We start from the raw sequence: 13,255 nt of genomic DNA on the forward strand, positions 1-13,255 counted from the left end.
AAAGGCGCGCGACCCGGAACTCAGGTCTTGCGTGCAGCCGAACGGCGGATGGCTTCGTTGATCTCGGCGATGGAGCGCTCGATGGCGTCTTCGTCCATGTCCTCGATCTCGCCGTCCGAGGGCATGCCGGCCTGGATGGTCGAGGCGAACACGCCGTCGTCGATGGTTTCGGTGGAAATGCCGCGGTCTTCGCCGGGCGTCTCGGACATCTCCCACTCGAGCGCGATGAGGGTCACGTTGTCGCTGTGCGCGCCGCCCTTGCGCAGCGCCATCTCGGCGAGGTCGGGGGCTGCATCGGACACGGGCTTGCCGGAGGAAAGCGTGTGGACGATGAGCGCATCGTCGAGCACGCCCCACACGCCGTCGGAGCACAGCATGATGCGGTCGCCGCGCTGCAGCTGCAGCGGCGGCGAGATGTCGAACAGCGGCGTGGTCGGGGAACCGAGGCAGGTCAGCAGCAGGTTCCTGTTGACCGGCATGTCCGAACCATGGGGCTTGGGGCGCTCGGCGTGCGAATGGTCGCGCGTGCGGGTCAGCAGGCGGCCGTCGCGTACGACGTAGAGGCGCGAATCGCCGCAGTGCATCCAGGTGGCGCTCGTGCCTTGCAGCACGGCCGCGACGACGGTGGTGCGGGGCGTGTCGAGCATCGCCTTGTGGCTCGCGTACCGCATGATCTGCTGGTGCGCGGCCATGGCCGATTCGGCGAGGAAACCCTTCACGTCTTTCACGGTCGGCCGCGCCTCGCGCTGGTAGAGCGCGGCGATGGTCTGCAGGGCCAGCTGGGCCGCCACTTCGCCTTCGGGGTGGCCGCCCATGCCGTCGGCCAGCACGAACAGCCCCGACTCCCGCGTGTAGCAATAGCCCATGCGGTCTTCGTTCTTGAGACGCCCGCCCTTGCGGCTGACCTGGAAGACAGAGAATTTCATGGCGTCATGCGGGGCGCGTTGTGGGGGCCGCAGCCCGGGGCAGACTCTTCTTGTCGAAGGAGCGGATGTTGTCGAACGACAGCCGCACCTTCTCGCCGACGGTGAGCTTGGTGTAGCGGCGCTCGCCCTCGCGGCTCAATTCCTTTTGCAGCGCAAAGACCGACTGGGGGCGCGAGAGCGGATCGAGCGACATGCACCACTCGACCACCTCGATGAGGTTGTCGGAGTACACGCCCGCGAAGGCGCGACAGCGACAGGCTCAGGCGGTCCTTCTCGATGCGCTTGGGTGCATCGTTGGGCGGGTAGCCCTGCATGCAGGCGTAGATGCAGGCGCCGATGGCATAGATGTCGGTCCAGGGACCCATCGACGAATCGCGCCGGTACATCTCGGGGGCGGCGAAGCCCGGCGTGTACATGGGGCGGATGAAGATGCCTTCCTTGCTGAGCACTTCGCGCGCGGCGCCGAAGTCGATCAGCACGGCGCGGTCGTCGTCGGTGACGAAGATGTTGGCCGGCTTGATGTCCAGGTGCAGCATCTTGTACTGGTGCACGATGCGCAGGCCGCGCAGGATCTCGTCGAAGAGCGAGCGGATGGTCGATTCGCGGAACACCTTCTGGCGCTTCAGGTCGCGCGCGGTGACCACGAAGTCCTGCAGGGTCGCGCCCTCCAGGTAGTTCATGACCATGTAGACGGTCTCGTTCTCGCGGAAGAAATTGAGCACGCTGACGACCGAGGCATGCGAGATCTGCGCGAGCGAGCGGCCTTCTTCGAAGAAGCTCTTGAGCCCCAGCCGGTAGAGGGACAGTTTTTCGGGCGGCACCTGCGGATGCAGCTCGCCGGGCCCGCGGGTGGCCAGCGAAGACGGCAGATATTCCTTGATGGCCACCTGCTGCCCGCTGGGGTCGATGGCGAGGTAGACGACGCCAAAACCACCTGCGGAAAGCCGGCGAACAACGCGGTAACCGCCAATGACCGTATCGGGCAACAGGGGCGAAGGCTTGACCTTTGACATAATCCGGGAGTTTCGCCCGAAGGCGATGGTGCGGCAAGCGAACGCTGTACCGACGCCTCGGTGCATGCAAGCAAAAACCACAGTGAGGCGCAATGCCAGTTTACAGCATGACCGGCTACGCCAGCGGCCAGAACGGGTCCGCAGGCAGCCACTCCGAAGCCGATGCACGGCCTTCCGCCGCAGGCCGGCTCGGGGTAGAAATCCGCTCGGTCAACAGCCGCTTTTCTCGACCTCACCTTCAAGTTGCCGGAGGAATTGCGCCAGCATGAGACGGCGCTGCGCGAGTTGCTCACGGGCAAGCTCAAGCGCGGCAAGGTCGAGGTTCGCGCAGCGATAGAGAACACTGCCCAGGCGGGCGTCGTCGAGCCTTCCGTCAAGCTGCTCCAGCGGCTCAACGGGGTGCAGGACGGCATCAAGGCCTGGCTCCCAGGAGCGCGCGAACTGAGCGTGGCCGACGTGATCCGCCTTGCTGGCGGCGACGGCGCCACCCGCGGCGACTGGGGCCCCGACCTGCTCGACGTGGCCGGCAAGGCGCTCGAAGCGCTGATGTCGGCCCGCCAGCGCGAAGGCGCCCGGCTCGCCAAGATGCTCGAGGCGCACCTGGCCCAATTGCGCGTTCTGGTGCAGCAGGCTGGTCCACTGGTGCCCCAGTTGGTCGAGCAGCAGCGCAACCGCTTCCTTGAGCGCTGGCAAGAGGCCATGGGCCTGACCGCCGGCACGGGCGGCACGCTGCCCGAAGCCGCTCAAGACCGCGCGCTGACCGAGGCCACTGCCTTTGCCATCCGCATCGATGTGGCGGAAGAGCTCACCCGGCTGAACTCGCACCTCGACGAAATCGAGCGGCTGCTCAAGAAGGGCGGCGAGATCGGCAAGCGCCTGGACTTCCTGATCCAGGAACTGCACCGCGAGGCCAACACCCTGGGCTCCAAGTCGGCAGCCCTGGAACTCACGCGCATCGGCGTGGACATGAAGGTCCTGATCGAGCAGATGCGCGAACAAGTCCAGAACATCGAATGACGACGACGAGCGAAAGAATGGACTACCCCGGCAACATCTTCGTGGTCGCCGCGCCCAGCGGGGCCGGCAAATCGAGCCTGGTCAAGGCGCTCATGGAGCTCGACTCGGCGGTTCAGCCGTCGGTGTCGCACACCACGCGGCCGCCGCGCGGGCAGGAAAAGCACGGCCGCGAGTACTTTTTTGCCTCGCCTCCCGAATTCGACGCCCTGATCGCGGCCGACGGTTTCGTGGAATGGGCCCATGTGCACGGCCACCGGTACGGCACCTCCAAGAAGGCCATCGAGGAGCGGATCGCCCAAGGGGCCGACGTGATCCTCGAGATCGACTTCCAGGGCGCCTTGCAGATCCGCAAGACCTTCGCCAACGCGGTGATGATCTTCATCCTGCCGCCCAGTTGGGAAGAACTTCGCTCCAGGCTCGAGCGACGCGGCGAGGACAGCGCCTCGGTCATCGAATTGCGGCTGAAAAACGCCGCAGAAGAGATGGCCCGGGCCGGGGAATTCGACTTCGTTATAATCAACGAGTTATTTGAGCGGGCGCTTTTTGATCTCAAGGCGATTGTCCACGCTCAACGGCTCCGGTATTCCGCACAGCGCCGCGCACGTGCCGACACCTTTGCCGCACTGAACATTCCCTGATCTCCTGCTCACCGACCGAAAGATACCCATCATGGCCCGCATCACCGTCGAAGATTGTCTGGTTCAGATTCCGAACCGCTTCCAGCTCGTCCTGGCCGCCACGTACCGTGCGCGCATGCTGAGCCAAGGCCACGCGCCCAAGATCGAGAGCAAGAACAAGCCCGCCGTGACCGCCCTGCGCGAGATCGCCGAAGGCAAGATCGGCATCGAAATGCTCAAGAAGGTGCCGGGCTGATCTGACGCAGCCCTGCAACGAAAAGGCACCGCAAAGCGGTGCTTTTTTTATGTCTGGACGCGCCCATGGAACGGTCACGCTAAAGTGGTAGCCATGAGCGCGGTCGCCAAACATCAGTCCCATGCCCCATCGGGCACGCCGAAGCCGAGTCCGGCGGCGCTGAATGCTGCCGCCGCAAGCTTTGCCGCATTGACCGCGCGCCTCGACTACCTGGGTACCGAAGACACCGAGCTGGTACGCCGCGCCTACCGCTTCGCCGACGAGGCCCATCTGGGTCAACTGCGCAACAGCGGCGAGCCGTACATCACCCACCCCATCGCCGTGGCCGCGCAATGCGCCGAGTGGAAGCTCGATGCCCAGGCGCTGATGGCCGCACTGCTGCATGACGCCATCGAAGACTGCGGAGTCACCAAGCCCGAGCTGATCGAGCGCTTCGGCGCCCCGGTCGCCGAACTGGTCGACGGGCTCACCAAACTCGACAAGCTGCAGTTCAACACGCGCGAAGAGAACCAGGCCGAGTCTTTCCGCAAGATGTTGCTGGCCATGGCGCGCGACGTGCGCGTCATCCTTGTCAAGCTGGCGGACCGCACGCACAACATGCGCACGCTGGCCGACGCGCCACGTGAAAAATGGGCCCGCATCTCGCGCGAAACGCTCGAGATCTACGCGCCCATCGCGCACCGCCTCGGGCTGAATCAGACCTACCGCGAACTGCAGGAGTTGTCGTTCCGGCACCTCAAGCCGTGGCGTTACGCCACGCTGTCCAAGGCGGTGGCCAAGGCGCGCGGGCGACGACGGGACTTGATTCAGAAGGTGCAGAAAGAAGTCGAGACCGCTTTCTCTGCCGCCGGCATGACGCTGCGGATCGCCGGGCGCGAGAAAACGCTCTATTCCATCTACCGCAAGATGGAAGAAAAGCACCTGAGCTTTGCCCAGGTGACCGACATCTACGGCTTCCGCCTGATCGTGCCGAACGTCATCGCTTGCTACACGGGCCTCGGCATCCTTCACCAGATGTACAAGCCGCTGCCCGGCAAGTTCAAGGACCACATCGCGATCGCCAAGCTCAACGGCTACCAGTCGCTGCACACCACGCTGGTCGGTCCAGCCGGCGTAAGCGTCGAGTTCCAGCTGCGTACCGAAGCGATGCACGTCGTCGCCGAATCCGGCGTGGCCGCGCACTGGCTCTACAAGGCTGCCGAGCCGAACGGGGCGAGCAACGACCGGCTGGGCACCAAGTGGCTGCAGTCGCTGCTCGACATCCAGGACGAGACGCGCGACGCCGCCGAGTTCTGGGACCACGTCAAGGTCGACCTCTTCCCCGACGCCGTCTACGTCTTCACGCCGAAGAGCCAGATCATGGCGCTGCCGCGCGGCGCGACGGTGGTCGACTTCGCCTACGCCATCCACAGCAACATCGGCGACCACACCTCGGCCGCTCGCATCAACGGCGACCAGGTGCCGCTGCGCACCGAACTCAAGAACGGCGACGTGGTCGAGGTGATCACGGCGCCTGTGTCGACCCCAAATCCCGCCTGGCTCGGCTTCGTCCGGACCGGCCGGGCGCGCTCCAAGATCCGCCATTACCTGAAGACGCTGGCACATGCCGAATCCGAAGGCCTCGGCGAAAAGCTGCTCGCACAGGCGCTGCGCGCCGAAGGTCTCGGCAAGCTGCCCGAAGAGGACGACGAGCACCAAGCCCTATGGGAAAAGCTGCTTCGCTTCACCGGCAACCGCACCCGCTCGGAATTGCTGACCGACATCGGCCTCGGCAAACGCATCGCGAGCATCGTCGCCAAGCGGCTCATGGCGCTGCTGGCCGAGTTGGGCGAACGCCCCGACGCCCTGTTGCTGAGTCGTGAGCGCCTCATCCCGCACGAAGCCGTATCGCAGGGCGCGGTCACGCTCGACGGCAGTGAAAATTCGTCGGTGCGCTTTGCGCTGTGCTGCCGCCCCATTCCGGGCGACCAGATCGTCGGGTACCTTGGACATGGCGAAGGCCTCGTGGTGCACACCGAGGATTGCGGCGTCGGTCAACGGCTGCGTCACAAGGACAGCGAGCGGTTCTTCGCGGTCGAATGGGCGGACGAGCCAACGCGTGCGTTCGAAACCGGCGTCGTGATCACCGTGCGCAACGACAAGGGCGTGCTGGCGCGCGTAGCCGCCACATTGGCGGACGCGGAAGCGGACATCACGCATGTGGAAATGGCCGATGAGACGCCGCAGGACTCGACAGACCTTCGCTTCGTGATCGCGGTGCGCGATCGGGCGCATCTCGATGCCGTGCTGCGCGCCGCCCGACGAACCGCCTCTGTGCTGACCGCGGCGCGAACGGTTCCAGCGCCCTGAAGAACAGCAGGCGGCTCGGCGCGTCAGCCTGCTGCCAGGCGCGGTGCCGGGTAGCTCACCGACAGGATCTCCACCTCATGCGCCCCGCCCGGGGTCACGAGCTTCACCACGTCGCCTTCGCGTGACTTGAGCAAGGCCCGCGCGATCGGGGAGATCCAGCTGACTTGCGACTGCGCGCTGTCCGCCTCGTCGATGCCGAGAATGGTGATGGTGCGCTCGTCCTCGCCCGTCTCGTCGACGTAGCGAACTGTGGCACCGAAGAAGATCTGATCACTGCCGTGGTGCACCGACGGGTCCGTGACTTCCGCGATCTCGAGACGCTTGGTGAGAAAACGAATGCGCCGGTCGATCTCGCGCAGGCGCTTCTTGCCGTAGAGATAGTCGCCGTTTTCCGAGCGGTCGCCGTTCTTGGCGGCCCAATGCACAGCCTCGACGACCTTCGGGCGCTCCTCGTCCATCAGTTGAAGCAACTCGTCGCGCAGGCGCGCATAGCCCGATGGCGTGATGTAGTTCTTGGTGCCGGCCGGCAGTGGAGGCGCAGCGCCGTCGGCGCCGTCGTCATCCGCGTCGTTGTCGGTTTCCTTGGTGAATGCCTTGTTCAACGAAGAACCTTTTTACTGATCAGGAAATACGAGTGATCCGTGTCGCATCAGCCCAGATCCGAGCGTTTGCAGTCGAAGGTCAAGTTCGGCTCGACACTTCGCAAGGCGGGCACTTTGTTGACGAAGACCACCCCTGCCCTCGCCAATTGCCATTCGCCGGACTTGAACAACTTGAAGAGGCTCGTGACCTCTTCCCCGGCAGCAGGGATGGCATTGAAGAGATAGACAGGCTCGCCGGAGGACGTGCCGTCCATGCTCACCAGCTCGGCGCGCATCTTGCCCATGGTTTCCGTGTCCTTCGTTCTGGAGCGCACGATGTCCATGTTGACGGTGCGTGAGTGCTCGTCGATCGATATCCTGCGAATCCAGTTGAAGGCGCCAGCCGCGTTGCTCGGGCTCGGCACACATGCGATGGTTCCCGCGAACGCCGAATCTGCCGCCGAAAGCAGCAACAGCAGTTGGCATGCGCATCGCGCCGTTCGAATGTTCATGGTCGCCCTGATCCGTTTTGACTTGAACGGGACTTTAGCGTCCCGCACGGCAAGACGGCAGCAGCCGTTTGATCGGCGGCTTTTCTGTGATTCACGCCACCCAAAAGAAAATGGCCTAGAAGGTAAACCTTCTAGGCCATCAAGAGAGTGGTGCGGCTGGCAGGAATTGAACCCACGACCCCTTGGTTCGTAGCCAAGTACTCTATCCAACTGAGCTACAGCCGCACAGCTTGCAATTATAGCATGCGTTTTTTGACCTTCTGGACTTGCATGATCGAAAGTTGAAAAAGCATGTTGGTAGGCCGTGATGGGCTTGAACCATCGACCAACGGATTATGAGTCCGCTGCTCTAACCAACTGAGCTAACGGCCCACTGGGCCACGATTCTATTCGCCGCCGCAGCCTACTTGCGATGGCTCAGCGCATTGCTCACCAGCCGCGACGTGATGTCGACGATCTGGATCATCCGCTCGTAGGGCATGCGCGTCGGTCCGATCACGCCCAGCGTGCCCACCACCTGGCCGTCGACCTCATAGTTGGCGCTGACGATGGAGAGCTCCTCGAACGGCACCACCTGACTTTCACCGCCGATGAAGATGCGCACGCCTTCGGCCTTGCTCGACACGTCGAGCAGGCGCATCAACTGCGCTTTCTGCTCGAAGAGCTCGAACGCGCGGCGCAACTGCCCCATGTCGCTGGAGAAGTCAGTCACAGCGAGCAGGTTGCGTTCGCCGGAGATCACGACGTCGTCTTCCTGCGCCTCGGTCAGCACTTCGGAGCTCACCTGGACCGCCGCCTGCATGAGCGCGGCAATTTCGCCGCGCAGCTTCTCGACCTCGGACTGCAGGCGATCGCGCACCTGTTCGATCGTGAGACCCGCGTAGTGCGCGTTGATGTAGTTGGAGGCCTCGACCAACTGCGACTGCGAATAGTCGGCCTCTGGAAAGATCACCCGGTTCTGCACATCGCCATCCGGCGAGACGATGATCACGAGCAGCCGGTTCTCGGACAGCCGCAGGAATTCGATCTGCTTGAACACCGACGCACGGCGCGGCGCCATCACGACGCCCACGAACTGCGATAGGTTCGACAGGATGTTCGCCGCGTTGGCGATCACCTTCTGCGGCTGGTCGGGCGCGAGGCTCGGGGTGCTCATCTGCTCGCGCTGCGCAGTCAGCATGGTGTCCACGAACAACCGGTAGCCGCGATGGGTCGGGATGCGGCCGGCCGAGGTATGCGGGCTGGCAATCAGCCCCAGCGCCTCGAGGTCGGACATGACGTTGCGGATGGTCGCGGGCGACAGATCCAGCCCCGAGGAACGCGACAACGTGCGTGACCCGACGGGTTGCCCGTCGGCGATGTAGCGCTCGACGAGCGTCTTGAGCAGCAACTTGGCACGGTCGTCCAGCATTGCAAGATTTTAGTGTTGTAATTTGTGAGATATGACCTCCCGCTTCCGTCACGTCGCCCTGATCGGCAAATACCAGGCTTCCGGCGCCAGAGCGCAGGCGGATGCGCGCGACGGCGTCATGGAGACCATCGGCACCTTCCTGGAATCGCAGGGTTGCAAGGTCTTCGTCGAGCGTTCGACCTGCGATGAGGTGGATGCCGACGCACCCGCGCATCCACGCTACGAAGCCCTGGCGGTCGAGGAAATCGGCCAGCGCTGCGACCTCGGCCTCGTGGTCGGCGGCGACGGCACCATGCTGGGCATCGGCCGGCAGCTCGCCAGCTACGGCATTCCGCTGATCGGCATCAACCGCGGACGGCTCGGCTTCATCACCGACATCCCGCTCGACAACTTCCAGGCCACCCTCATTCCGATGCTGGCCGGCGAATACGAGGAAGACCACCGCAGCCTGATGCACGCGCAGGTCATGCGCGACGGCGTCTCGGTGTTCGATGCGCTCGCCATGAACGACGTGGTGGTCAATCGCGGCGCCACCTCGGGCATGGTCGAGCTGCGCGTGTCGGTGGGCCGCCATTTCGTGGCCAACCAACGCGCCGACGGCCTGATCATCGCCACGCCCACCGGATCGACCGCCTATGCGCTGTCGGCCGGCGGGCCCTTGCTTCATCCGGCGGTGCCGGGATGGGTGCTGGTGCCGATCGCGCCGCACACGCTCTCGAACCGCCCGGTGCTGCTGCCCGACGCCGACGAGATCGTGATCGAGCTGGTCGGCGGGCGCGACGCCAGCGCCAATTTCGACATGCAGTCACTGGCCTCGCTCGCGATCGGCGATCGCGTGGTGGTGCGCCGCTCCGACTTCAGGGTGCGCTTTCTGCACCCGCGGGGCTGGAGCTATTTCGACACGTTGCGCAAGAAACTTCATTGGAACGAAGGGGGCTCCTGACATGGCGCTGCGACGCATCGCACTGCGCGACTTCGTGATCGTGCGATCACTCGAACTCGACCTGTCCGGCGGCTTCACGGTGTTGACCGGCGAAACCGGCGCGGGCAAATCCATATTGATAGACGCGCTGCAGCTGGCGCTGGGCAACCGGGCCGATGCCGGTGCCGTGCGCGAAGGTGCCGAGCGCCTCGACGTGAGCGCCGAATTCGACGCCGATCCAGCCTTGGACAGCTGGCTCGACGAAGGCGGCTTCGAGGCCGGCGACGCGCTGCTGCTGCGCCGCACCGTCGACCTGCAGGGCCGCAGCCGCGGCTGGATCAACGGCAGCCCGGCCACCGCCACGCAACTGCGCGAACTCGGCGACCGCCTGCTCGACATCCACGGCCAGCACGCCTGGCAAAGCCTCACGCGCCCCGAGGCTGTGCGCGGCCTGCTCGACGCCTACGCGGGCGTGCGCACCGACGCGCTCGACGCCGCGTGGCAAGGCTGGCGCCAGGCCCTCTCCGCCCTCGAACATGCGCGCTCGGCGCAAGACTCGCTGCAGCGCGAACGCGAGCGGCTGCAGTGGCAGATCTCCGAGGTCGCCAAGCTCGCACCCGGCGCCGACGAGTGGGAAGAGCTCTCGACCAACCACTCGCGCATCTCCAACGCCCAGGCGCTGATCGACGCGGCGCAGGGCGCGAGCCAGTCGCTCGAAGACGACGACAACGGCGCCCTCTCCGCGCTCACGCGCGCGGCCACGCTGCTGCAGAACTGCGAGCACATCGAGCCCGAATTCCGCGCGCTGGGCGAGGTGCTGGCCTCCTGCGTGGCGCAGGCTTCGGACGCAGCCCACACGCTGCACGGCTACCTGCGCGACGCGGAGGCCGATCCGCAAAGCCTGGCCGAACTGGACGAACGCATGGGCCTCTGGATGTCGCTCGCGCGCCGTTACAAGCGCACGCCGAGCGAGTTGCCCGCGCTGCTGGCCGGCTGGCAAGCAGAATTGCAGGCGCTCGATGCGCAAAGCGATCTCGACGGCCTGGAGCGTGCCGAGCAGAACGCGCAGCAGGCCTACCTGAAAGAAGCCAAGGCGCTCGGCAAGGCCCGCAAGCAAGCCGCACCGCGCTTGGCTCAAGCCGTCACCCAAGCGATGCAGGGCCTCGGCATGCAGGGCGGGCGCTTCGAGGTCGAGCTGCAGCCGCTGGCGCAACCCAGCCGCGCGGGCCTCGAAGACATCGCCTTCCTCGTGGCCGGCCACACCGGCAGCACCCCGCGCCCCATCGGCAAGGTGGCTTCGGGCGGCGAGCTCTCTCGCATCGCGCTGGCGATTGCCGTGACGACCAGCCAACTCGGCGCCGCGCAGACGCTGATCTTCGACGAGGTCGATGCCGGCGTCGGCGGTGCGGTCGCCGAAACCGTCGGCCGCCTCATGAAGCAACTCGGCCGCGACCGCCAGGTGCTGGCCGTGACCCACCTGCCGCAAGTGGCCGCCTGCGCCGACCATCACCTCGTCGTGGCCAAGCGCCAGACGGCGGGTGCCGGCAAGGACGGTCCGCGCACCGAGAGCGGCGTGTCGCGGCTCGACGACGGCGACCGCGCCAAGGAAATCGCCCGCATGCTCGGCGGCGAGAAAGTCTCGCAGACCTCGCTTGCGCACGCCCGCGAGATGCTCGGGCATACGACCTCGGCGGCCACGCCATGAACCTCGACCTGGTGCTCATCACCGGCATGTCGGGCTCGGGCAAGTCCGTGGCGCTGCATGCGCTGGAAGACGCCGGTTACTACTGCGTCGACAACCTGCCGCCCGAACTCCTCACCTCGTTCATCGCGCTGCAGCATGAGCAGCAGGCCACGCGCGTGGCCATCGCGATGGATGTGCGCAGCGGCGTGTCGCTGCCGATCGTTCCGCAGCAACTCGAAGCGCTGCGCCGCGACGGCGTGTCGCTTCGCTCGCTGTTCCTCGACGCAACCACCGACGCGCTGCTGCGCCGCTATTCGGAAACTCGCCGGCGCCACCCGCTCTCGCGCCAGGAAAGCCGCACCGACGTCCCTGAACAGCACCGCGTTCTGGTGCAGGCCATCGAACTCGAACGCGAACTGCTGGCCGACCTGCGCGACGGTGCCGACGTGATCGACACCAGCCTCATCCGCCCCGCGCAACTGCAGAGCTACATCAAGGCGCTGATCTCCGCGCCGCAGAACGCGCTCACGCTGGTGTTCGAATCGTTCGCCTTCAAGCGCGGCGTGCCGCTCGATGCGGATTACGTGTTCGACGTGCGCATGCTGCCCAACCCGCACTACGTGCCAGCGCTGCGCCAGCTCACAGGCCGCGACACGCCGGTGATCGAGTGGCTGCGCGAGCATGACGACGTGGCGCGCATGTACGACGACATCGAGCAATTTCTTTCGCACTGGATCGATGCGCTGGCGCGCGACCATCGCAGCTATGTCACGGTGGCCATCGGCTGCACGGGCGGGCAGCACCGCTCGGTGTTTCTTGTCGAGCAGCTGGCGCACACCTTCGGCGCCCGCTGGGGTGCGCTCATGCGGCACCGCGAGCTCGACGCGAACTAAGCCCTAGACGGCGCCAAGGCTCTCCAGCAGCTTGCGCACCGGCGCGGGCAGTCCCAGGCGAGCCCATTCTTCCGCTTCGACCCAACGCGCAACCTCACCCAGCGGCTGCGCGCCTTCCAGCAGCACCGGGTGCATGTGCAGGTCCTTGTGGGTCAGCACATGGACGAAGGGCGGGAGGTCTTGCGCGCCACGCTGTGCGGCCGATGGCAGCACAGCAAGCAAGTCGTCGCGGCTGTCGAACACCGGCAGGCAATGAAGTCCGGCCCAGATGCCCTTCGATGGTCGCTTTTCCAGCCAGACGCGCCCCTCCGCATCACGCGCCAGCAACACCCAGAGCGACTGAGCGCTGCGCTTGAGCTTGCGGGTCTTGACGGGATAGCGCTCCGGCGCGCCTTCATGCAGGCCCACGCAAATCTTGTTGACCGGGCAGATCATGCAACTGGGCTTGCGCGGCAGGCAGACGGTGGCGCCGAGGTCCATCACACCTTGCGTGTAGCTCGCGATCGCCTCGCGCTCTTCGGCGGGCGGAAGGAGTTGCGTTGCCAGGTCCCACAGCGCACGCTCCTGCGCGGACGAAGACATGTCGCCGCCGAAACCGAGCACCCGCGTCAGCACGCGCTTCACATTGCCATCGAGGATCGCCACGCGCTCGCCGAAGCAGAACGCCGCGATCGCCGCCGAGGTGGAGCGGCCGATGCCGGGCAAGGTCACGAGCTCCGCCGCGGTACGCGGAAACTCGCCGCCGAATCGCTCGACCACCTCCTGCGCGCAGCGATGCATGTTGCGCGCGCGGCTGTAGTAGCCCAGGCCGCTCCACAGGCCGAACACTTCGTCCTCAGTGCCTGCGGCCAGGGCCTTCACATCGGGGAAGCGTTCGAGAAAGCGCGCGAAGTAGCCGAGCACTGTCGTGACCTGCGTCTGCTGCAGCATCACCTCCGACAGCCAGACACGGTAGGGATCGCGCGTGTTTTGCCACGGCAGCTCGCTGCGTCCGTGGCTGCGCTGCCAGCTGACGATCTGCTTGGCGAAGTCCGGTGGCATCTGCGAACCGGCTGCCGCCGCGGGGGCGGAACG

11 protein-coding genes, 2 tRNA genes and 2 pseudogenes are annotated in these 13,255 nt (G+C 65.6%); 7 read left to right on the top strand and 8 right to left on the bottom strand.

The features are described 5' to 3' along the window. Positions 1-20 precede the first annotated feature (20 nt). Both QF040_RS18725 and QF040_RS18730 read right to left on the bottom strand, forming a co-directional pair. Complete coding sequence (locus QF040_RS18725; RefSeq protein ID WP_429612317.1) at positions 21-926, bottom strand: PP2C family protein-serine/threonine phosphatase; 906 nt, start codon at positions 924-926, stop codon at positions 21-23. A gap of 4 nt (positions 927-930) precedes the next feature. After that, positions 931-1,939 (bottom strand): annotated as a pseudogene (locus tag QF040_RS18730) (serine/threonine protein kinase). 92 nt (positions 1,940-2,031) lie between these two features. Between QF040_RS18730 and QF040_RS18735 the strand changes: the two are divergent. The 4 genes and pseudogenes from QF040_RS18735 (at position 2,032) to QF040_RS18750 (ending at position 6,178) form a co-directional block, all read left to right on the top strand. Further along, positions 2,032-2,956: pseudogene (locus tag QF040_RS18735) on the top strand (YicC/YloC family endoribonuclease). Between the two features lie 17 nt (positions 2,957-2,973). Then, positions 2,974-3,594 carry a guanylate kinase gene (gene gmk, locus QF040_RS18740; RefSeq protein ID WP_013543329.1) on the top strand — a complete coding sequence of 207 codons (621 nt, stop codon included), beginning with the start codon at positions 2,974-2,976 and terminating at the stop codon, positions 3,592-3,594. Positions 3,595-3,625: 31 nt separating this feature from the next. Continuing rightward, positions 3,626-3,829, top strand: coding sequence for a DNA-directed RNA polymerase subunit omega (rpoZ, locus tag QF040_RS18745; RefSeq protein ID WP_013543330.1), 204 nt, complete (start codon positions 3,626-3,628; stop codon positions 3,827-3,829). Positions 3,830-3,922: 93 nt separating this feature from the next. Then, positions 3,923-6,178 (top strand): RelA/SpoT family protein, encoded by a 2,256-nt coding sequence (locus tag QF040_RS18750; RefSeq protein WP_429612318.1) that lies wholly within the window; start codon positions 3,923-3,925, stop codon positions 6,176-6,178. Positions 6,179-6,201: 23 nt separating this feature from the next. On the opposite strand, the gene greB is transcribed toward QF040_RS18750, so the two are convergent. The 5 genes from greB to hrcA form a co-directional block, all read right to left on the bottom strand. Continuing rightward, positions 6,202-6,780, bottom strand: coding sequence for a transcription elongation factor GreB (gene greB / locus QF040_RS18755; RefSeq protein WP_429612319.1), 579 nt, complete (start codon positions 6,778-6,780; stop codon positions 6,202-6,204). 47 nt (positions 6,781-6,827) lie between these two features. Then, positions 6,828-7,271: a hypothetical protein gene (locus QF040_RS18760; RefSeq protein WP_429612320.1), complete on the bottom strand. Its 444-nt coding sequence runs from the start codon at positions 7,269-7,271 to the stop codon at positions 6,828-6,830. A 148-nt stretch (positions 7,272-7,419) separates the two neighbouring features. Continuing rightward, a tRNA-Arg gene (locus tag QF040_RS18765) sits at positions 7,420-7,496 on the bottom strand. Between the two features lie 70 nt (positions 7,497-7,566). Beyond that, positions 7,567-7,643, bottom strand: a tRNA-Ile gene (locus QF040_RS18770). A 31-nt stretch (positions 7,644-7,674) separates the two neighbouring features. After that, positions 7,675-8,682 (bottom strand): heat-inducible transcriptional repressor HrcA, encoded by a 1,008-nt coding sequence (gene hrcA, locus QF040_RS18775; RefSeq protein ID WP_013543356.1) that lies wholly within the window; start codon positions 8,680-8,682, stop codon positions 7,675-7,677. 31 nt (positions 8,683-8,713) lie between these two features. Here hrcA and QF040_RS18780 point away from each other — a divergent pair, with 31 nt between their 5' ends. From QF040_RS18780 to rapZ, 3 genes are read left to right on the top strand one after another with little or no spacing between them, the layout of a single operon-like run. Then, complete coding sequence (locus tag QF040_RS18780; RefSeq protein ID WP_429612321.1) at positions 8,714-9,625, top strand: NAD kinase; 912 nt, start codon at positions 8,714-8,716, stop codon at positions 9,623-9,625. A 1-nt stretch (position 9,626) separates the two neighbouring features. Beyond that, positions 9,627-11,309 carry a DNA repair protein RecN gene (gene recN / locus QF040_RS18785; protein ID WP_429612322.1) on the top strand — a complete coding sequence of 561 codons (1,683 nt, stop codon included), beginning with the start codon at positions 9,627-9,629 and terminating at the stop codon, positions 11,307-11,309. After that, entirely contained in the window at positions 11,306-12,181 is an 876-nt protein-coding gene (gene rapZ / locus QF040_RS18790) for an RNase adapter RapZ (protein WP_429612323.1), read from the top strand. Before recN ends, rapZ begins: the two co-directional genes overlap by 4 nt. 3 nt (positions 12,182-12,184) lie before the next feature. Here the strand turns inward: rapZ and mutY are convergent, their stop codons facing one another. After that, on the bottom strand, positions 12,185-13,222 hold the full coding sequence (gene mutY / locus QF040_RS18795; RefSeq protein WP_429612324.1) for an A/G-specific adenine glycosylase: 1,038 nt from the start codon (positions 13,220-13,222) through the stop codon (positions 12,185-12,187). Positions 13,223-13,255: the final 33 nt, after the last annotated feature.

The organism is Variovorax sp. W2I14 (genome assembly GCF_050435205.1).
GTDB classification, from domain to species: Bacteria; Pseudomonadota; Gammaproteobacteria; order Burkholderiales; family Burkholderiaceae_C; genus Variovorax; species Variovorax paradoxus_C.

Excerpts from the sequence above, each read along its gene's own strand:
- QF040_RS18725 (WP_429612317.1), bottom strand. The coding sequence starts at position 926 with ATGAAATTCTCTGTCTTCCAGGTCAGCCGCAAGGGCGGGCGTCTCAAG.
- gmk (WP_013543329.1), top strand. The coding sequence starts at position 2,974 with ATGGACTACCCCGGCAACATCTTCGTGGTCGCCGCGCCCAGCGGGGCC.
- rpoZ (WP_013543330.1), top strand. The coding sequence starts at position 3,626 with ATGGCCCGCATCACCGTCGAAGATTGTCTGGTTCAGATTCCGAACCGC.
- QF040_RS18750 (WP_429612318.1), top strand. The coding sequence starts at position 3,923 with ATGAGCGCGGTCGCCAAACATCAGTCCCATGCCCCATCGGGCACGCCG.
- QF040_RS18760 (WP_429612320.1), bottom strand. The coding sequence starts at position 7,271 with ATGAACATTCGAACGGCGCGATGCGCATGCCAACTGCTGTTGCTGCTT.
- hrcA (WP_013543356.1), bottom strand. The coding sequence starts at position 8,682 with ATGCTGGACGACCGTGCCAAGTTGCTGCTCAAGACGCTCGTCGAGCGC.
- QF040_RS18780 (WP_429612321.1), top strand. The coding sequence starts at position 8,714 with ATGACCTCCCGCTTCCGTCACGTCGCCCTGATCGGCAAATACCAGGCT.
- recN (WP_429612322.1), top strand. The coding sequence starts at position 9,627 with ATGGCGCTGCGACGCATCGCACTGCGCGACTTCGTGATCGTGCGATCA.
- rapZ (WP_429612323.1), top strand. The coding sequence starts at position 11,306 with ATGAACCTCGACCTGGTGCTCATCACCGGCATGTCGGGCTCGGGCAAG.
- mutY (WP_429612324.1), bottom strand. The coding sequence starts at position 13,222 with ATGCCACCGGACTTCGCCAAGCAGATCGTCAGCTGGCAGCGCAGCCAC.